The sequence below is a fragment of the Roseimicrobium gellanilyticum genome (assembly GCF_003315205.1).
GTDB lineage: Bacteria > Verrucomicrobiota > Verrucomicrobiia > Verrucomicrobiales > Verrucomicrobiaceae > Roseimicrobium > Roseimicrobium gellanilyticum.
This window is the reverse complement of record NZ_QNRR01000003.1, coordinates 202,359-223,346: the sequence shown is the minus strand read 5'-3', so window position 1 is coordinate 223,346 and position 20,988 is coordinate 202,359. Positions and strand designations below refer to the sequence as shown.

General features: G+C 59.6%; 10 protein-coding genes. 5 read left to right on the top strand and 5 right to left on the bottom strand.

Annotated elements, in window-relative coordinates:
• Positions 1–15: 15 nt before the first annotated feature.
• From DES53_RS10890 to DES53_RS10875, 4 genes are all read right to left on the bottom strand, one after another.
• Positions 16–1,497: a DUF1501 domain-containing protein gene (locus tag DES53_RS10890; protein ID WP_245958139.1), complete on the bottom strand. Its 1,482-nt coding sequence runs from the start codon at positions 1,495–1,497 to the stop codon at positions 16–18.
• Between the two features lie 3 nt (positions 1,498–1,500).
• Entirely contained in the window at positions 1,501–4,824 is a 3,324-nt protein-coding gene (locus tag DES53_RS10885) for a DUF1553 domain-containing protein (RefSeq protein WP_113958292.1), read from the bottom strand.
• A 72-nt stretch (positions 4,825–4,896) separates the two neighbouring features.
• Positions 4,897–5,541, bottom strand: coding sequence for a response regulator (locus DES53_RS10880; RefSeq protein ID WP_113958291.1), 645 nt, complete (start codon positions 5,539–5,541; stop codon positions 4,897–4,899).
• 4 nt (positions 5,542–5,545) lie between these two features.
• On the bottom strand, positions 5,546–7,537 hold the full coding sequence (locus DES53_RS10875) for an ATP-binding protein (protein WP_170157015.1): 1,992 nt from the start codon (positions 7,535–7,537) through the stop codon (positions 5,546–5,548).
• A 112-nt stretch (positions 7,538–7,649) separates the two neighbouring features.
• Between DES53_RS10875 and DES53_RS10870 the strand changes: the two genes are divergently transcribed.
• The 4 genes from DES53_RS10870 to DES53_RS10855 all read left to right on the top strand — a co-directional run bounded on the left by DES53_RS10870 (position 7,650) and on the right by DES53_RS10855 (position 15,572).
• The gene (locus DES53_RS10870) at positions 7,650–8,681 is read left to right on the top strand and encodes a metallophosphoesterase (protein WP_113958591.1); all 1,032 of its coding nucleotides are present in this window, start codon (positions 7,650–7,652) and stop codon (positions 8,679–8,681) included.
• A 71-nt stretch (positions 8,682–8,752) separates the two neighbouring features.
• Positions 8,753–11,701, top strand: a complete 2,949-nt coding sequence (locus DES53_RS10865) for a PVC-type heme-binding CxxCH protein (protein ID WP_113958289.1) — start codon at positions 8,753–8,755, stop codon at positions 11,699–11,701.
• A 168-nt stretch (positions 11,702–11,869) separates the two neighbouring features.
• Entirely contained in the window at positions 11,870–13,327 is a 1,458-nt protein-coding gene (locus DES53_RS10860) for a cation:proton antiporter (protein WP_245958138.1), read from the top strand.
• A 58-nt stretch (positions 13,328–13,385) separates the two neighbouring features.
• Complete coding sequence (locus DES53_RS10855) at positions 13,386–15,572, top strand: alpha/beta hydrolase family protein (RefSeq protein ID WP_113958288.1); 2,187 nt, start codon at positions 13,386–13,388, stop codon at positions 15,570–15,572.
• 49 nt (positions 15,573–15,621) lie between these two features.
• Here the strand turns inward: DES53_RS10855 and DES53_RS10850 are convergent, their stop codons facing one another.
• Positions 15,622–17,556 (bottom strand): glycosyltransferase family 39 protein, encoded by a 1,935-nt coding sequence (locus DES53_RS10850; RefSeq protein WP_113958287.1) that lies wholly within the window; start codon positions 17,554–17,556, stop codon positions 15,622–15,624.
• A 258-nt stretch (positions 17,557–17,814) separates the two neighbouring features.
• On the opposite strand from DES53_RS10850, the gene DES53_RS10845 reads away from it, so the two are divergent.
• Positions 17,815–20,964, top strand: a complete 3,150-nt coding sequence (locus tag DES53_RS10845; RefSeq protein ID WP_245958137.1) for a DUF1553 domain-containing protein — start codon at positions 17,815–17,817, stop codon at positions 20,962–20,964.
• Positions 20,965–20,988 lie beyond the last annotated feature (24 nt).

Here is a 20,988-nt window from a genome sequence, read left to right as displayed (position 1 = left end):
TGCCTTCTGTGTTGTTTACGAAAGCACGGGCGTGATTACATGCCCGTGTACATCCGTGAGACGGCGCTCAATTCCGTTGTGGTAGTAGCTGAGCCGTTCGTGGTCGAGTCCCAGCAGATGCAGCATGGTGGCGTGCAGATCGTAGATGGTGGTCACATCCTGCACAGCCTGGTAGCCAAACTCATCCGTAGCACCGTGGCTGTGTGCTTTCTTTACGCCGGCACCTGCCAGCCATACCGTGAACCCCTTGGGATTGTGATCACGCCCGTTCGCTCCCTTCTGGAACGTGGGCATGCGGCCAAACTCGGTGACGAAGGCGACCAACGTGTCCTGCATCAGACCCCGTGCTTTCAGATCGCGCAGCAGCGCGGCGCAGGGTTGATCCAGGATCTGAGCATGACCTGGGTACTGTGCCGCGATGGTTTTGTGCCCATCCCAGTTGCCCACGCCTTCACCCATGGCGTAGCTTCCGTGGAAGAGTTGCACAAACCGCACTCCACGCTCCAGCAGGCGGCGTGCGAGAATGCAGTTTTTTGCAAAGCCCGCCTTGCTAGCATTGGTGTCGTTGGCACCGTAGAGATCCAGGGTGGTCTTGCTCTCACCCCGGAAGTCGCCCAATTCGGCGGCGGCAAGTTGCATGCGTGCCGCGAGTTCGTAGCTGGCCACGCGCGCCGAGAGTTCCGAGTCCCCGGGATGCTGAGCCAGGTTTTCCGCATTGAGTCGCTTTAGGAAATCACGAGTAGCTTTCTCAGAGGCCGCCGTGATGGTCGCGGGCGGCGCGAGATTCGGAATGGGCTTGTCTGCATTGAATGCCGTGCCCTGGAAGACAGCGGGAAGAAATCCATTCGCCCACTGGCGCTGCCCAATCTGCGGACCACCACGTGGATCAGGGATTGCGACAAAGGCCGGCATGTCTGAGCATTCACTGCCCAGCGCATAGCTCGCCCACGATCCCATGCTGGGAAATCCGTCCAGCGTGAAGCCCGTGCTCATCTGGCTCTCCGCGGGGCCGTGCGTGTTGCTCTTGCCCGTCATGGAGTGGATGAAGCACATGTCATCCGCCAGCTCCGCGATGTTCGGCAGGAGATCGCTCACCATCTTGCCGCTCTGACCGCGAGGCTTGAAGTCCCAGAGTGGTTTGATGAGATTGCCCTGCTCCCCTTGGAAGGTGACTAGCTTTCCGCTGCCGGGCATGGGCGTATCGTGCCGCTTCACCAGCTCAGGCTTGTAGTCGAAGGTGTCGACGTGACTGAGGGCTCCGGTGCAGAAGATGACCAGCACCCGGCGTGCCTTTGGCGCGAAGTGCGGCTGCCGGGGGGCATAGGGGCGCGCCGGATCGATGAGTGGGCGGACAGGTGGTGCCGAAGCGAGCAGTCCGTCACGCGAAAGCAGCGACGCCAGAGCGATGCCGCTCAGTCCATGGAAGGTGTTTCCAAGGAAGCGGCGGCGATCGAGGAGGTGTCGATTGTTCATGGTCTTGCTCGTGGTCATTCTCATGGGCTACCGGATTTGCAGAAACTCATTCGCGTTGTAGAGCGCACGGCATAGGGCGGGAAGGCCATATTCACGCACGAGTGCCTCTGCTGCGTTTGATTCCCCGGTGGTGGATTCACGGCCAAAGGCGAGAAGGAAGGCACGGTTGATTTGAGCTCGTGTATCGCTTCCGGCTTCACGCTGCACGCGTGCGGCGAACAGCTCCGCCTGCTGCACGGCGAATTTGCTGTTCAACAGGCTCAGTGCCTGGAGTGGGGTCGTGCTCAAGGTGCGGCTCGGAGTGGCTTGTCCGGCATCTGGGCAATCGAACGTGCCGAAGATGTTGTCCAACTCCACGCGGGGCTTGTTCTGGTACACCATGCGCCGGAACTCGGTGGGGCCGTAGTCGGTCTTGGTGGTGTACACCTTCACATAATTGGTGTTCGGTTCGAAGAGGTCGAAGCCAGGGCCGCCCATCTTCAGATCAAGGGAGCCACTGACAGCGAGAATCGTGTCACGCAGAGGTTCCGCTTCCATGCGGCGTGGAGGGAAGCGCCAGAGAAGACGAGAGCCGACGTCCACCTTCATGGCCGCTTCATTGGTGGCGCTGTCCTGTCGATAGGCGGCGCTGTTGAGGATGAGCCGGTGCAGGTGCTTCAAGCTCCAGTCACTGTCCATGAGTTCACTGGCCAGCCAGTCGAGCAGCGCAGGGTGGGAGGGTTTGCCGCCGTTCACTCCGAAGTCGCTCGGTGTATCCACGATGCCAGTGCCGAAGTGATAGTGCCAGAGACGATTTGCGATGACGCGGGCCGTAAGGGGGTGCTCCCGGCGCACCAGCCATTCCGCGAGGGCGAGACGGCGTTGGTGCTCAGGCATCTCAGACGTGAAGGTGATTTTCGGTCCGAGCGAGGCAAGTGCGTTGGGCGCAACGATTTCACGCGGCTGGGTCACATCGCCGCGCTGATACCGGTGAATCTCGACGGGCGGTGCGAACTTCCCAGCATAGGCCATAGGCATCGTGGTGGCATCGGTGATGAGCTGGCTGAGTTGCGTGCGTTTGCCTTGCAACGCCTGGAACCGCATTGCTTCCGATGCTGGCAGTCCATCAGCGCGAGCAATCGTGGCGATGCCCAACTTGGTGGCAGCGTCCAGGCGGTCGTGATGAGATGCCACCCGCACCCAATGGGTGCCATTCTGCGAAATTTCCACCGCATACTTCGTGGGCAAGCGGTCGTTGTAGCGGGGTACATTGTCGCGGTCCCGACTCCACACCACGCGGTCGATCATTTCGGGTTTTGCGAACTCGATTTGTACCCAGCCCTTGCCAGGCTCATCCGAGATCCAGCTATGGTCATTTCCGTAGAGGCCGTCGTTGAGATGAGCGACTTGATGAATTGCATATCCCGGCAGTGTGCTGGAGGCGCTGGCCTTCGCACCCAGCGAAGCAAGCGCGACATTTCTGGGCTTTTCTTCAGTCGTGAAGACTTCCAGCTCATCCATACAGGGCTGCAACTGTGTGGTGTCCTCAATGGTGAAGCGGACGAACTTCGCGCTCGTGGCTGCGAATCGCTCCGTATTCGCGCTCCGCTTCACTGGCACACGAACTCTGGGCGACTGTGCCTTATCTGACGCATCGCCACTCACGAGATCCTCCTGGAGCACCAGCACATCCGCCGTGGGGTATCCCTCGTCGCCCCCCACGCGCAGAATCAGACTCGAACTTGCCGTGAACTCGTGCATTCCGAGATCCTTGAACCCGCTCCACAGCTTGCGGTTGGGGGTGGTGCCGCTGCCATCGGCAAACTTTCGATGGTCTGCTTTGCCGATTTCCATCTGGTCTCCAGTGGTCTTTGGGTTTCCGTCCCGGTCGAAGATGTAGCGCGCATCTTCGTCATGCGATTTGTATCCGCTGCCCCAGGAGATCCACACACGGAACTTGCCTTCCGCCTTCGGCTTCCACTGGAAGACATCGCCCTTCGCGTTCTCGTGCAGCCACACCCAATAGCCGTCACCCAGCGTGGGCAGGTCCTTTTCAGTGCCAGTGTAGGATTTCTCACCCCGATTGGTTCCTCCCTCGTAGGTGGTGCGTTTGGCGTTTGCCATTTGCAGCTTGATGGTGTGCTCCTTGTCTTCAGGATGAATGACGAGTGTGCGTGCAGTCGTGGCTGCAGGTTCGAATCGTGCCAATTGAGTTTGTACTCCTTCGAGTTGGCCTTCCAGCTTCTTCGCCTTCACCATGCGATCGTCATAGTCCGATGGTTTGAGGGTGCGCTCACCATGGCGCACACCGGAGAAGACTGCCGCGATGGCATGGTAGTCCGTGTGGGATACGGGGTCGAACTTGTGCGTGTGGCACCTTGCGCAATTCAGCGTGAGACCCATGAAGGCAGCGCCGGTGGCGCTCACCATGTCGTTGAGTTCATCCGCGCGTTGTTGAGCGGTGAGTACCGGGTCGGGACTCTTCACGGTATCTACCGCGCCACCTACAAGAAAGCCGGTGGCCTCGTCCTGACCCGTGCTGTCGCCGGCGAGTTGGTCCTTCACAAACTGATCGTAGGGACGGTCCTCGTTCAGCGCGCGAATCACATAGTCACGGTAGGGCCATGCATTCGCGCGGGCAGAGTTCTTCTCAAAGCCGTCGCTCTCGGCAAATCGCACCACGTCCAGCCAGTGCCTTGCCCAGCGTTCGCCGTAGTGCGGAGATGCGAGCAAATCATCCGCCAGCTTTCGCACGGCGAGATCTGCGTCTTTCCCGTAGGCCCGGGTGAAGGTGGCAATCTGCTCAGGTGTCGGAGGCAGACCGACCACGTCAAAATACATCCTACGCACGAGGACGCGTCCGTCGGCAGGCGGCGACATTTTCAGCCCTTTTTCTGCCAGCTTCTCTTCGATGAAGACATCAATCGAGCTACTTTGAGTGTTGTTTGGCACGGCTGGCCTCTTCACTGACTGAAACGCCCAGTGTGTCTTCAGCGGATCGTTCAGTGCCACACCGTCATCCGGCCACAAGGCACCGGCATCGATCCATTGCTTCAACGTCTGCACCTCGGTGTCCGAGAGCCGTTCCCCCTTGGGTGGCATGAGAAGGTCCTTGTCCTCACCGCTGGTAAACTTGATGAGAGGGCTCTGCTTGCTATTGCCCGCAAGGATGGCGCTGCCGTGCTCCTCGCCACCCTTAAGGGCGGCAGCTTTCACATCGAGTCGCAGGCCGCCCTTCTGTTTCGTTTCACCGTGACATGAAAAGCAGTGTTTCTCGAAGATGGGCCGGACATCCCGCGCAAAGTCCACGGCCGCAGGGCAGGCATTCGCAGCCAGCAGGAGAAACAGGGAAGTAGGCAGGGACCGACGCATGGATGTCCGAGAATACGGGATTCCCGGCGAATCTTCCCTCACGAGAGATCGTGAGGCTGTAAGAGCCTGCTCTCAAATCAGCCCCTCTTTCAGCGCCTTGGCGACGGCACCCGTGCGGGTATTGACTTCAAGCTTTTTGTAGATTCCACGCAGGTAGGTATCCACCGTGTGCAGGCTCAGTCCCAGGCGATCGGCAATCTCCTTGCGGATGTACCCCTGCACCATGAGTTCCAGTGTGTCCTTCTCCCGCGCGCTGAGTCCGTAGTCAGCCTGTTTCGGCGCGAACTGGGAGAAGAGCTTCAGCATGCAGTGGGCAATGCGCGGTGTCATGGGCACGCCGCCCGCGAGAGAGAGCTGGATGCCCTGCACCAATTCCTCCACGGAAGCGCTCTTTAGCAGGTAGCCTTGGGCGCCGTTGCAGATGGCCTCGGTGATTTTTCCCTCTTCTTCAAAGACCGTGAGAATCAATACGCGGCATTCCGGAGCGAGATCGCGGATGCGGGGGATGTGGTCCAGCCCGCTGCCATCTGGCAGGCCCACGTCGAGCAAGATAACATCCGGCGCGGTGTCCCTGCCATCAAGGGCCTGCAGCAGGGCCTTGCCTGTGGAGAATTGTTTCTCGCACAGCATCTCCTCCCGTGCACTCAGGGCACGCGCCACGGCGCCGCGATAGGTCGCGTTGTCTTCGGCAATCCAGATGCGGGCGCGTGTGCTCATGGGGTTATTGCAGCGGGACGGTGATGGTGACCGTTGTTCCCTTTCCGGTATCAGACTCAAAGGCGCAACTTCCTCCTATGCGTCGCGCCCGCTCGCGAAGGTTGTTGAGTCCGAAACCTGAGTTGGAGGACGCAGCGGTATCGAAGCCGCGGCCATTGTCATCGATAGTGACCTTTAGAGCGCCACCTTTCACTTCCACGAGCATGCCGGCGGCAGTGGCCTGGCTGTGTTTTACGATGTTTTGCAGCACCTCCTTGCACATCAGATAAAGCTCGCGGCGCATGTCCAGGCTCATGGTGATCCGTCGTGCGTCCTCCATCGCATTGAAGGCCACCTGTTCCATCCCCTTGAGCATGCGCTCTGCGAGTGCACGCAGGCCGTTCACGAGGTCACCGGGAGCTCCGGGCTGGATCATCCACACCAGATCGTGCATGGAGCCGGCGGTCTCCTGCGCCACGCGCTGGATCTCTTCCAGCAGGGATGCCCGCCCTGCTGCATCCGCCTTTTCCGCCTCACGCGAAAGCAGTGCAATGCCTGCCAGGTTGCTGCCGACTTCATCATGCAGGTCACGCGCGATGCGTTCACGGAGTTGCCGAAGGTCACGTCTCCGCCGCAGGCTGTTGCGGATGAGAAAGACGGTAGGCAGCACAAGCACCAGTGTGCCGAGAGTGATGCCTGCTGACATCGCCCACTCCCGCCATTGTTGCATGCGTGCGGTGCGCTCTTCTTCGAGTTCGGTCAGCTCACGCTCCAGCGAAATACTCCGCTCCAATTGCGCGATCCACGCTGGGAATGCCAGGATGGGGTTCTCACTGGCATCACCATCCACCAGATTCGCGTCGGCCCAGGGCTTGTCCGGGTAAACACTGGTGGTGCGCGGTGTTCTGCCCTTGGCCGCGTTTCTGCCCGCGGAATACACCTGCACCTCGGACAAGGCCACCGCATGGTCGGTGAAACGTTCCCACTGTTTGGTGGTCGTGATTCGGACGTACCTTCCTATGATGCCATTGGCTGGCATCACGGTCGGATTCATCCCGGGATTCGGGAAGTCGGTCGCCGTGAAGTCTGCCACGAGATGAGGGAGCGAGAACGAAGGTTCAAGCGCGCTCTCCACCTTGAAGCGCACAGGAAAACCAAATCCCACCCAGTGTGGGTATCCCGTCCAGCGCATGGGAAAGAGGCGCACATCCTCGATGGGATATGCCTCCCCGAGATCGAGCGTGATCTCTAATGGCGTGTTCGCCTCGGGATAGGCAATGCTGTGCCAGCCCTTTCGCTCTGTCGGCACGGCGCCCACAGGTGGTCCCAGAATGCTCTCGCTGTCGGTCAGATTTGCCAGTGACCATACGGGGGGTGCTTCACGGGAAGTCGGCGCGGTGACGGGGCGGCCAGCTGCGAGATTGCGATCATTTCGCAGCACCATGATTTCCGCCAGGGCCAGCGATGGCCAGCTGACCTGCCCATTCTTGTTGCGACGGCCCGCGGGCAGGGTGGAAGTGAGACGCAGATATCTTCCTTTCGTCTCTCCTACCCGCAGGATCACGGGCACCTTTCCGGGATTGGGGAAGTCCGCCTTCGTATGATCATCGATGGTCGATGCCGTCGCGAAGCCTGCGTCATCCGAGACTTCCACCTTGAAGCGCCACGGGAAGCCATAGCCTTCGATGCCACCCTGTTCCTTAGGCAGAACCACCGGTACGATTACCACGGTGTCGAGTGTCTCACTGGCTGACAGATCAATCTGTACCCAGAGCTGTTCTGGCGTCCCTTGAAGGATGCGGCTGTGATAGCCGAGCCGTTCCCCGGTCTGCTCGGCGGGAACGCGTGCCAGGGTGCCAAGAATCTGATGAATCTGACCAATGCGGGCATCCGTGCGTTGGAGTTCCCCATCCAGCACATGCGCTGCGCGGGAGAGCAGATCTCCCTCCGCCTGTGCCCGGAGCGGCACAAGGGCCAGCAGGCAGATGAAAGTGCAGAGACGGTGGACGGTATCCATGAAGCAGACGTTGCTCATACGAAGCCGAGTGGCCAAAACCTTGCAAGGGGAGGCTTGTCCGGTGGGATATAAGTGTGGCAAGGTTTTGCCCGTACCCGCGTTTCCTTTTCCAATGAAGACTGCTCCCTCTTCCTCCACCACCTGGTCACGCCGCCGCCTGCTGAAGACTGTATTCTGCTCGAGCGCGGCCCTTGGCCTGAATCTGCGTCCCGATGGCATCTCCGCAGCGGAGTCCGCGGCGGACGATCAGCACTGGTTTGCGCTGGGTGATTTTGGCAGCATGCAACCCGCCCAGTCCGCCGTGGCGGATGGCATGAAGGGTTACGTGGGGAGACTCGGAGTGAAGCCGAAAGGACTCCTGCTTCTCGGGGACAATTTCTACAGCAAGATGACCGGCGGCCTGAAGTCGGAGCGCTGGAAGACGGGGTTTGACGACATGTACCCCAAGAGTGTCTTTGACTGCCCCTGCCCCGCCGTGCTGGGGAACCACGACTACCACGACAATGCAGGCGGAGAGCTCGTGCAGGTGGAGTACAGCAAGCAGCCCGGCACCCGTTGGACCATGCCGAACAAGTGGCATCGCATGGACATGGGGGGGAGCGCTGGCAAGCCGCTGGTCACCTTCATCTGCCTTGACACCAACTTCCGTGCCGTGAGTGGTGGGAGGAACAAAAAGGATGGGAAGCTGAAGAACTCACTTATTGAAGCAGAGGAGCAAGAGCAGCTCTACTGGTTCAAGGAAGAATTGAAAAAGCCACGTGCCACGTGGACGATTGTGGTGGGGCACCATCCTTTGTATAGCAATGGCATCCACGGCGACTCCAAGCCACTGCAGGCGGCATTCGATTCGTTGATGCAGGAAAACGGCGTTCACCTCTACATGTGCGGTCATGACCATGACCTCCAGCATCTGGAGTTCGCGGGAAAGAAGACCAGCCACATCCTTTCAGGTGGTGGTGGTGCCCGTGTGCGTGAACCGAAGATTGCCGACCGTGGCCCCTACTCGAAGGCCGTCTATGGCTTCAGCCACATCCAGGCGAACGAGCAGCGTTTCATTTTCCGCCACATTGATGCCAATGGAAAGCTGCTGCATGAGTTTGAGAAGCGCCCGGACTTCAGCTTCAGCGTGACGAAAGTCTCATAACCGGTCACCGTAGAGGCATCGCCGGAGAGCCTGGTATTGCAAGGGGCTCCGGCGCATCGCGTATCCATCGCATGCCTCACCGCGTTCTTGCTTTTCTTGCAGCACTCCACCTCGGAGCAGCTGGCGATCTTGCTGCCGCAGATCTCAAGCCGGATGAGTCCAAGACGATTCCTGCAGACGCGATCCGACCAGTGGTGGTGTCGGCAGATGCCGCAGCCGTTGCAGGGATGAAATCTCAGGCACCCAAGGCCACGCTGCCGGAAGGCTGGGAGCTGGTCACGGCAGCAGCGGCCCCGCTGGTCACGCATCCCATCATGGGCTGCCTGGATGACAAGGGGCGCTTGTTCCTGGGGGATGCGGTGGGACTGAACTGGAACAAGAAACGGCTCGAAGAGAATCCGCCCAACCGCGTGTTGATGCTGGAGGACGCGGATCACGATGGTGTTTTCGAGAAGAGCACGGTCTTCGCAGACAAGCTGACTTTTCCCCAGGGCGCGGTGTGGCTGAAGGGCAGCCTGTATGTGGCTTCACCTCCCGGCATTTGGAAACTGACGGATGCGGATGGCAACGGCGTGGCAGAACAACGTGAGATGATCGTGGGTGGATTCGAGTACACCGGCAATGCGGCAGATGTGCACGGACCATTCCTGCATCCGAACGGGAGGCTCTACTGGTGCCATGGGCGCAAGGGGCACAAGGTGGCGCAGAAGGATGGCACTCTCGTGCATGAAGGACTGGCCAGTGGCATCTGGTCCTGCGAGCCGGATGGCGGCGATGTGCGGTGGCATTCCCTGGGGTGCGCGGACAACCCTACGGAGATCGATTTCACGCCCAGTGGGGACATCATCGGCACCTGCAACCTCTACTACTCCCAGCCGCGTGGGGATACACTCATGCACTGGCTGCAGGGGGGCGTGTATGAGCGGGCAGACATGATGAAGGCCATTGAAGGTCTGCCACGCACGTTGGAACATATGCCGGTGATTCATAATTTCGGCCACGTGGCGGTGAGTGGGTGTGTGATTTCCAAGAGTGGATTGTTCGACCCAAAGAATTCCACGGTGGAGCAACAAGCCGGACTGTTGAGCATGTTCGTGACCCACTTCAACACCCAGCGGGTGGTGCGTATGGAGTTGCTGCCGCATGGTGTGACTTACAAGGCCACGGAGCATGAGTTCCTCCGGCTGCCGGATTCGCCGGACGTGCATTTCACGGACGTGATCGAGGATGAACTGGGCGACCTGCTCGTGCTGGATACAGGTGGATGGTTCCGCATTGGCTGTCCCAGCAGTCTCATGGCCAAGCCGGAGGCGAAGGGCGCAGTGTATCGCGTGCGAAGAAAGGATGTGAAGGGAGGATTGGCCAAGGTGGTCAACACCCTGAAATTCTGGAAGGAGTCCTGGGAGATCCGCGATGAGAATGAGGCGTTGAAGCAACTGACTGGGAATCAGAATGCCCGCGCCAAGGTGCAGGCGTGCCAGTGGATCGCAGAGCATCCGGGCAAGAATCCCCAGGTGCGCGATGCGGTGCTGAAGCTGCTCGATTCAGCTGTGGAGCCAGCGCTGGAGCATGCTATTATGCATGCCGCGCAAGCGTTGTTTGCCAAGGGGGGGCTTCCACCCATCGATACGCGAAATGAATTGTTGGCCAGCCGCCTTCTGGTCCTCGCATCGCAGGGTGAGAATCAGGCCGATGCAGCTGCCTCACTGCTGTCAGCGGCCAGAAATGTGAACGCGGCTGGGGATTCCGGTCTTGCCAATGCCATTCGTCGTACGGCGTGTGCCATGCCGAACGGTGGCGAAGTCATGCTGCCGGTAATGCAGAAGTGGCTGGAGGAGTCTCCTGCATCTGAGATGAAGCTGCAGATGGCCGCGGAGATTATCGAGGCGCATTTCAAGGAGGTGCCTGTGCAGGATTTCGTGGCAGCGATGCTCGGCAGCGCTCAGGTCTCCGTGCGCCGTGTGGCATGGCACATCCTTTCCACGCAGACGACCGGCATCACGAATGAGAAATGGCTTGAGCCCCTGGAGAAGAGTCTTGCGGAAGCGGGCTCCAGCGATCTGGGGCTGCTCATCGAAGCTGTGACCCGGTTGAAGAGCGACCGATTCAACGTGGTGCTGCAAGCCATGGTGAATGATCCGAAGCGTCCTCAATCCATCCGCCTCAAGGCGTTGAGTGCGACCTCGCGTGGCAGCAAGATCTTGAGTCCCGAAGGTTTCGCCTTGCTCACCCAGTTGCTCGGAGACGTGACGAACGTCACCGCACGCATCGAGGCCGCCCGAGTGCTGGCCACCGTGCCTCTCATGAAGGAGCAATTGCTGCAGCTTGCGGGGACGATTCCCACGCTGGGGCCGTTGGAGCTTCAGGAGATGCTCAAGCTCGTGCGCAAGACGAAGGATGCGGACACCATCAAGGCCCTCGCAAGTTCCTTCGCTCAATCTCCGGTTGTCGGTGCGATCGAAGAGAGCGCGTTCAAGACCGCCTTCGCCAACTCGCTGCCCGAGGCATATGACTTGGTGGCTCCCGCCATCCGGCAGGCGGCGGCGCTCACCGATGCGAAGAAACGGAAACTCGCCTCCCTGGCCAGCGAAGTGCAGACTCAAGGGAGGGCCGAGGAAGGAAAGAAACACTTCGCCACGGGGAAGGGGACCTGCCTTGCCTGCCACAAGGTGGGTGAAGTCGGGCGCGCGCTCGGCCCGGACCTCACGAAGATTGGCGCCATTCGCACAGAGCGTGATCTTCTCGAGAGCATCATGTTCCCCAGCAACACGCTGGCACGTGACTACGAAGCGCATGCCATCGAGACCAGCGATGGCCAGAGCCTCATGGGCCTCATCCGCAGTCACACCGCTGAAGGGTTGCTCCTCGTGGATTTGGCCGGCCAGGAGAAGAGCGTGCCCCACGCCAGCATCGTAGCGAACACCACCCTCACCACGAGCCTCATGCCCATGGGACTGGATGGCACCATGACCGAGCAGGAACTGTGTGACCTCGTGGCTTGGCTGCGCTCACTGAAATAGCGGCCATCCAGAAATCTGGCGTTCCGTGACTCATGCCGCTTCAGCATTAGTCACAGAATAAAATGGTATTTTGGATATCACGGGAAAGGTGTCCATTGGCGGGAGTGGATGCATCTTTGCATCGACGTTCTGCCACCGAATCATAGCCTCTACGAACGCATTCCTCCCGTGCAGTTGAAACGCAATTCCCTGTTTTACATCATCACACTTGCCGCGGTTGGCGCGGTCATGGTGATGGTATTGCAATGGGGTGCATCGCTGCCGGTCCCTGAAGGCGTGCCAGCGGTGGCCAAGGCCCCGTCGACTGCGGTGCACGCTGCGTCGGCGAATGCTCTTGATGCCATGTGGCACGGGATAGCAGGGCATTTTCAGAGCCCGCTTGCCCATCTCTTTGTGCAATTGCTCGTCATCATCGCTGCTTCGAGGGTGATGGGTAAGGTGTTTACCTTGCTGGGACAGCCCTCCGTGATCGGAGAGATGGCCGCGGGTATTTTACTGGGGCCGTCACTATTTGGCGCGGTGGCGCCGGATGCTTTTGCGGTGGTATTCCCGGCGTCTTCCATGGAGTCGCTGAAGTTGCTCAGCCAGGTGGGGGTTTGCCTCTTCATGTTCGCTGTGGGTATGGAGCTGGAGATTGGGCATGTGCGCAGCAAGGCGCAAACCGCAGTGCTGGTGAGCCATGCCAGCATCGTGTTCCCCGCTTTGCTTGGGGTGATTCTCGCCTATTTCCTCTACAGCAATCTCGCGGCACCAGGCGCGAAATTCACTGCCTTTGCGTTGTTCATGGGCGTCTCGATGAGCATCACGGCGTTTCCTGTACTGGCCCGCATCATGCAGGAGCGTGGCATGACGAAGACAAGGTTGGGTGGCACGGCAATCACCTGCGCCGCCATTGGTGATGTGACCGCATGGAACTTTCTGGCCTTTGTCGTGGCTTTTGCCCAATCCACCGGTGTCGCAGGCACCGTTCTCAATCTCCTGCTTCTGGTGCTGTTCATGGTGGTAATGATCTTTGTGGTGAGGCCTGGGCTGCCCCGCTGGATTGGTGCCGCGCGCCTTGGAAAAGATGAGCCTTCGGGAGGTGTGCTCGCCACCATACTATGTGTGGTAGTGGCCGCAGCCCTCTTCACAGAGGTGATCGGCATTCATGCACTGTTCGGTGCTTTCCTGGCCGGGGCCATCATGCCAGACACCCACGGATTCCGTCACAAGATTGCCGTGCGTGTTGAAAAGTTCAGCTCAGTGTTGCTGCTGCCGCTCTTCTTTGCCTTCATCGGATTGCGCACACAGCTGGGACTGCTCAATGACTGGGCTGGCTGGCTCGTGTGCCTGGTGATTATCGTGGTCGCAACTTTGGGCAAGCTCGGCGGCACGGCTTGCGCTGCTCGCTTCGCAGGCATGAACTGGAGGGAGTCACTCCAACTGGGTGCGCTGATGAACACCCGCGGGCTGATGGAGCTCATTGCCTTGAATATCGGCTACGATATGGGAATCCTCTCACCACGGATTTTCACGATGATGGTGATCATGGCGCTCGCTACCACGTTGCTTACGGGACCTCTCCTCTCCTTCTTTGGCAACCGGGGGAAGGCTCCAGACGGCGCCTCGCTGGGGACCACATCTTAGTAGGAGAAGCTGGCATATCTCGCCGCAAGATCGAGCCATGTGGCAGCGATTCGATTGAATGCGCATCCGCTTTCTCCTGCTTGCCGCGGCTCTGTTGAGCCAGCCTTCCTCCGGAGTTCTCGCCCAGTTCGACACGGAGCAGGGGAATTCCCAGCTGGATGCTCTGCGTGGTAACTTCAAAACCGAGGTCGGCCGCCTTGAGGGACAGCTGGCCCGTGAAATCAAGACGAAGGAAGACTGGCTTTTGAAAAAGGATGAGTACCGCCGCCAGCTTGCGGAGATGCTCGGGCTCGATCCCATGCCTCTCCGCACGGACCTGAAGGCGACGAAGACCGGAGAGTTCGAGCATGAGGGCATCATTGTGGAGAACCTCCACTACCAGTCGATGCCCGGCCTGTATGTCACGGCGAATCTCTATCGTCCCAAGCAGGTGGAGAAGCCCCTGCCCGCCGTCCTCTACGTCTGTGGGCACTCCAGCAAGATGAAGGACGGCATCAGCTACGGGAACAAGACGGGCTACGAGCACCACGGGGTGTGGTATGCGAAGCATGGCTTCGTGTGTCTTGTCATCGATACCGTGCAGCTCGGTGAAATTCGCGGCGAGCATCATGGCACCTACAGCAAGGGACGCTGGTGGTGGATGGCGCGTGGCTACACACCCGCTGGCGTGGAGGCATGGGCGGGCATCCGTGCCCTAGACTATCTGGAGTCACGTCCTGAAGTGGACAAGACGCGCTTTGGTGTCACGGGACGCAGCGGTGGCGGCGCGTACTCCTGGTGGGTGGCGGCACTGGATGAGCGTATCAAGGCCGCAGCGCCCACCGCCGGCATTACCACCTTGCGCAATCATGTGGTGGACGGGTGCGTGGAAGGACACTGCGACTGCATGTTCATGGTGAACACCTACCAGTGGGACTACGAAACCGTGGCGGCTCTCGTGGCACCACGCCCCCTGTGCATTGTGAACACGGACAAGGATCGCATCTTCCCGATTGATGGGGTCTTCAACATCTATCAAAACGTCCGTCGCATCTACAAGCTGCTCGATGCGGAGAAGAATATCGGCCTGCAGTTTGCGGAAGGACCGCACATGGATACCCAGCCGCTCAATGTGGGTGAGTTCCATTGGATGACACGGTTCCTGCAGGGCGCGGAACTCATGAGCACACTGGATTCACCGGCGGTGAAGGGCATTCCGATGGAGAAGCTACGAGTCTTCACCGAGCTCCCCAAGGACGAAAGGAACACGAAGATTGATGAAACCTTCGTGGCGAAGGCTCCAGCGCCAGCCAATTCTGAAAATGCTGATCAATGGAAGGAGTGGCGCGAACGCTCCATGAACGCGTTGCGTGAGAAGGTCTTTCGAAGCTGGCCAGTTCCCAGGGAAGAACAGAAGGCTCCCAGCCTGACACTTCAAAAGATGAACGAGGCGGACGGCGTGGTGATGACCGTGGTCGATGAAGCATGGAGTGACCTGCTGCTTCGGCGGAATCAAGGTGCGAAATTGCCGGTGTATCTGGCACATCGTGCAGGGCTTGGGCACAAGGATTTGGAACTGGTGGTCCTCAACGTGCTCGATGAGCAGGGATGGACTGAGTTCGTCTCCACGTACGGTTCGAAGTTTCCTGAGTGTTTCCCCAGCGGCATGCCTCCGCAATCTGATGCGAAGGCATTCGAGCAGGAGAAGAAGATGTTCCAGAACTTCAAGTGGGGGATGGCCTATGTGTGTCCACGTGGTATCGGACCCACTGCGTGGGACAAGTCGGTGGACGGCAGCAGTGCAAAGGAAAAAGCCAGCGCTGACAAAGCCCGGGCCCAACGTCTGCGCCGTTTTTACCTGCTGGGGCAGACGTTGGAAGGTCAGCAGACTTGGGACATCCTTTGCGCCATTCGGGCTGTGAGATCGTTCAGCGGGCTGGAGAACACGAAGCTCTGGTTGCAGGCCAGCCGCCTGCAGGCCGGGAATGCAGTTTACGCGAGCTTGTTTGAAAACGGCATCACGCGCCTGGACCTGCACGAAGTGCCGCGCTCACACGCGGAGGGACCCATCTATCTGAATGTGCTGAAATACCTCGACATGCCACAGGCAGTTGCCATGGCGAGCGAGCGCACGCGCGTCATTGTCTATGATGATGACAAGGAAGCCTGGTCCTATCCCCAGCAAGTGAGTGACAAGCTGGAGTGGGGGAAGGAAAAGAAAGCTGGCTTCTCCCGACGCGATGTGCCGAAGATGGCGGCGGAGTAGTAACGTGGAAGGCGTCTCCGGAAGACTTGGATTGCATCGCCCGGCTTCCTCACGGCCGTTTCATGCGGTACACATCCAGTGAGTGCAGGGATTCACGTGAGTGGAAGGTTGCGGTGCGCTCGAAGCGGGCGGTGTCTTCCAACACCGCAAGGATGTCCGCGCTTTTGAGTTGGGCCAGATCACGGAAGCCCACGATGACATACAGTTCCTTGCCTGTTTGGAGTGCCCTCTCCATATAGGGCTGCACGGTGGCGAGGTCGCGGGCGCGGCTTTCTCCGCGCGGATCGTAGAGCGCTGAGAAGCGCCAGAGCCAGACGGTCAACACGCCGGAGGTGGCATCGGGAGAGAAGGGTTCATGACGCGCGATGGTGGCTGCCACGGCGCCCTTGTAGTTTTCCTCCGCCATTGAGACCAGGCTTGCATTTGCAGGCCACAGGGACGCGCTCATCAGCAGGACCAGCGCAATCATCGTGTTTGCGAAAGTCATGTTCCTCCATCGTTGGGGCACGCATCGCGCACAGAAGCATGCTGCTTCCAGCCAGCCCAAAGCCACACACATGGCGAGGAAGGGGAGGGTGAAGATGAGGTACCAGGGGCGCAGTTCGTCCTCGAGGATGTATTTGAAGTGGAGTGTGCAGATAATCGCGGCAGAGAGCACACTGGTCACCACCAACGCCACCGGCTTGCTACGTCGCCACATGACAAAGAAACCCAGTGTGAATGCGCCAAACAAGACCACGAATCCGACGCCCGTGAGTACGGGAGATTGGGACAGCAGACGTTCCCAGCTCAGCTCATGTGGATTGGTGGCATACTGCTCATGATATGAAATGCCGGTGAAGGGCTGCGTGAGCAGATTGTGGAACCACACCTTGTCCATTGGCAGCCCCTTGAGCCAGAGAAGGCGTCGTCGCGCACTTTCGATCTGCGGCACGTGGGGAAGATACAGGGAAACGAAGACCGCTGCTGCCAGCAGGTTCGCGGTGAGCCACCGTATCAGGAGTGGCAGACGGTCCCGGCGCATCAGCATGAGGGCTGCGGCCGCCACATTCACCATCGCCAGCGCATACATGACGCCCGCCCATGAGTACATGATGAGGAACTCCATCAGCGCCACCGCCAGCCAGTCCCGCCAGCGATTTTTCTCCAGGGCATTCGTCAGACAAATGAGAAACGCCGGTACGAAGAGCAGCATGAAGGCATAACCACGTGCCTCCACGCCATAGCGCACATGCCACGGATGCATCGTGAGGAATGCGGCGGTCATCAGTCCCGGCAAGGGAGCCCCCCACCTCTTGAGGAGCAGAGCCATGGTGATCAAGGCACCCAGTCCTGCGATCAGAACAGGCAACCGGATGATCCACTCCGTGAAAGCAGTGTGTGGCTGGCCGGTGATTTTCTGCCAGAGATTCAGGCACAAGCGGCTCGTGGCGCTGAAGACCACGTGATTGTTCGCCCCATGGCGGGCGCTGAAGAAGGTTTGCTCCCAAGTGGGTTGCTCAAAAAACAGGGGGCCATCGAGCTGGGTTTTGTCCACCGGGCGGAAGTTCCCGTGGATGTACGCTCCCACGGCATGGGCCTCATCTCCCCAGAAGGAGTGGTCCATTCTGGGAAGCCGCATGGCCAGAGCGCCGAGCACAATGACTCCAAGCACTACGCCAAAGACTTGTGGGGACAGCTGGGGATCCGTCTTTTTTCCCAGCATGAACGTCGTTCCGCTGCCGGGCTCCCTTTTCACTCCCCACCCCAGAGAGACCACCAGCAGCAGGCCGCACAGGCCCACCCGCGCTGCAGCGCCGTACCAGAGGCCGGTCGAGAGATGCTCGTTGAAGGTCGGTTCCTTGCCTTCCGCGCGGTGGCGGGCCCACGCGGATTTCCACGGCGGGCGCATTTCGTCGAGTTGTTCCGCAGAAAATAGCAGCACTCCCAAGAGGATCAGGCGCCCAAAATTCAGGGGGGTAAACAGAGAGCGGAGGCGGGGCATGGCAAAAGCGGCGAGGCTGATGCTTAGCCAGTTTCAGATTCCGTCCAGCCGATTTTTCCCACGCGTTTGTTGTTTTTAGCTGGGAAAAATTGTGAATCGCCACGTTTTGCACAATGGGGTTCATAGAGCCTAGAAGCTTGGATTCGTGTCATTTCCGGATCATTTTACTCCTTCCGAAGGCAGTGGCAGGCTTGGTGCTTGATGCCTTGAAATACTCGGGTAGTGTCCGGGCGAAATTCCCTCTGAATGCCAGTTTCTATGCGAAAACTTCTGCTTGGGCTTGCGGTGCTTGGTACCGCGATGGGAGCCTTCGCGGACGAGTCCGCACCCGTCAGTTACAACTTCCAAGTCAAACCCATCCTCGCCGAGCATTGCCTGAAGTGCCACGGACAGGATGTGAAGCAGCGCAAGGCGGACCTGCGTCTCGATGACAGGGAAAACGTCCTGACGATGAAGTCCATCGTGCCAGGCAAGCCGGACGAGAGCGAATTGCTGAAGCGCCTCGTGACCCATGATCCGGATGACATCATGCCTCCACCCAAGGAGCAGCGACCCCTCACGCCGGAGCAGATTGGCATCATCCGCCGCTGGATTGAAGAGGGTGCCACCTATGAGAAACACTGGGCTTTCATCCCACCCCAGAAGCCCGAGATGCCTGTGCTGCGGAGCTATGAGTCCCGTGTGAAGGCCCCGGTGGATGCCTTCGTGCTGGCGAAGCTGGAGAAAGGGGGCATCACCCCTGCGGCAGAGATCTCCCGGGAGGATTGGTTGCGTCGGGTGACCTTTGATCTCACTGGTCTGCCGCCGACACTGGCGGAGTTGGATGCGTTCCTGGCGGATACATCGCCCGAGGCGTTTGAGAAAGTGACGGAGCGCCTGCTTTCCGGCGAAGCCTACGGTGAGCATATGGCCGTCGCCTGGCTGGATGTGGCGCGGTACGCGGACACCTATGGTCGCCACGAAGATCACGACTGCCTCACCTGGCCCTACCGTGATTGGGTGGTGCGTGCCTTCAATACCAATGTGCCGTATGACAAGTTCGTCCTGTGGCAGACGGCTGGAGACATGTTGCCTGGCGCCACGCAGGACATGTACCTTGCCACGGCCTTCAACCGCCTGCCCCAGCAAAGCAATGAGGCGGGTAGCGATGAGGAAGAGTTTCGCCAGGACATCATCGCGGATCGCGTGCGGACCAATGGCATCACCTTCATGGGCCTCTCCTTGGAGTGCGCGCGCTGCCACGACCACAAGTATGATCCCATCTCCACGAAGGACTACTACAGTATCGCGGCCTTCCTGAACAACATCGACGAGTGCGGCCTCTATACGGTGTACACGGACTCCATCCCCGCGCCTACCATGTTCGTGTACAAGGACAAGGGGGAAGAGAAACGGCACGCGGAAGTGCGTTTTGAGATCGCGGCCCAGGAAATGGCCCGGGCCAGTCTTCTTCCCACTGCACGCGAGCGCTTCATGCAGTGGATTCGCTCCGGTGATGCTGAGGTCGCCGCTGCGAAGCCGCTGGTGAGGCTCGAGTTTGAGGAGATGACGGAGGACAAGAAGTTCGCCAATCTCGCCCAGCCCCAGTTCCCTGCCTCCGTGCGACTGAAGTCGAAGGTCATGCCGGGACGCAATGGAAATGGCCTGCACTTCCGGGGGGATAATCATGTGTCCATCCCGGGAGCAGGCGACTGGACACGCACGCAGCCCTTCAGCACGTCCTTCTGGATTCAGCCCATGAAGGAGACGGCGCGCGCCGTGATCATGCACCATTCGCGCGCCGGCCTTGATGCAGGCTCGCGTGGCTATGAGGTCATCATCGAGGACGGAAAGCCCTCCTTTGCGCTTTGCCATTTCTGGCCGGGCAATGCCATCCGCATTCGCGCGAAACAAAAGCTGCCCCTCAACCAGCTCACGCACATCACCGCGACGTACGATGGGTCAAGCAAGGCGAAAGGCCTGCGCATGTACATCAATGGGGTCGCCGCGGATTGTGACATCGTGCGGGACAATCTTTACAAGGACATCACCTACGCGCAGGTCTACATCGACAAGGACAAGGTGGAAGACTCGATGCTCGGTCTCGCCGGGCGCAAGAATGACAACTACCTCACGGACGCCATTGTCGATGACTTCCGCCTGTACGGCTGTGAATTGTCGCCGGTCGAGGCGCGCTTGATTGCCGGCACCGGCGGTCCCGTAGCGCGTCAGGAGTGGTTCGAGTGGTACTTGCGCGAGAAGGATCCGGAATGGAAGGCCCAGACGGAAGCGCTGCAAAAGCTGCGTGATGAGGAGAATCAGCTCTCCATGAAGATGCAGGAGATCATGGTCATGCGTGAGCTTCCTGAGGCGAAGCGCCGTGAGACACGCATCCTCGATCGTGGCCGCTTCGACTCTCCGACGGACAAGGTCAGTCCGGACACGCCGGCCAGTGTGTTCGCTTTCCCGCCGGAATTTCCGCGGAATCGACTGGGCTATGCGCAGTGGCTGGTGGACCGGCGCAACCCTCTGACAGCGCGTGTGTTTGTGAACCGCATGTGGCAGCAGTTCTTTGGTCGTGGTATTTCGGGCACGAGTGAGGACTTCGGCATTCAAGGGGAACTGCCCGCGAATCCTGAGCTGCTTGACTGGCTGGCAGTCTGGTTCATGGATAATGGCTGGGATGTGAAAGCCCTGGCCCGCATGCTGGTGCTCAGTGGCACCTACCGGCAGTCCAGCACTCCGGCTGCTCCTGAACTGCTCATCCAGGATCCGGAGAACAAGCTGCTAGCCCGTGGACCACGGGTGCGTCTGACAGCTGAGCAGCTTCGTGACAATGCACTGGCTGTTTCCGGACTGCTCGACAAGCGCCTCGGTGGTGAGCCGGTGAAGCCCTACCAGCCGGCGGGCCTGTGGGAGGACTCCGGCACCCAACACGACTACGTGCAGAGTACGGGCAAGGATCTCTTCCGCCGCAGTGTGTATACCTTCTGGAGGCGCACGCTGCCGCCGCCCTCGATGTCGGTGTTCGATGCGCCCACGCGTGAATTCTGCAAGGCACGCCGTGAGAAGAGCGCTACGCCGCTGCAAGCCCTGGTGCTCTTCAATGATCCCCAGTTCCTCGAGGCCGCCCGTGTGCTTGCGGAAAGACTCGTGCGCGAACATCCCAGCGATGACTGTGCCCGTGCGAAGACCGCCTTCCGCTTGCTCACCGCAAAGGAACTGGACCCTGCCGCTTGCGATATTCTCGTAGGACTCGTCAAACAGGCGCGTGAGAATTTCACCAACCGCCGCAGCGAGGCCGATGCCCTGCGTCGCAAGAATGGTGAGGCAGCCGTGGATGACAAGTTGGACGCCGTTGAAGTCGCCGCCACCACCATGCTCACCCGGGCTCTGCTGGCCTACGATGAGTGTGTGATGAAACCGTGAACATTTAAGACCAGCCACCTTTCG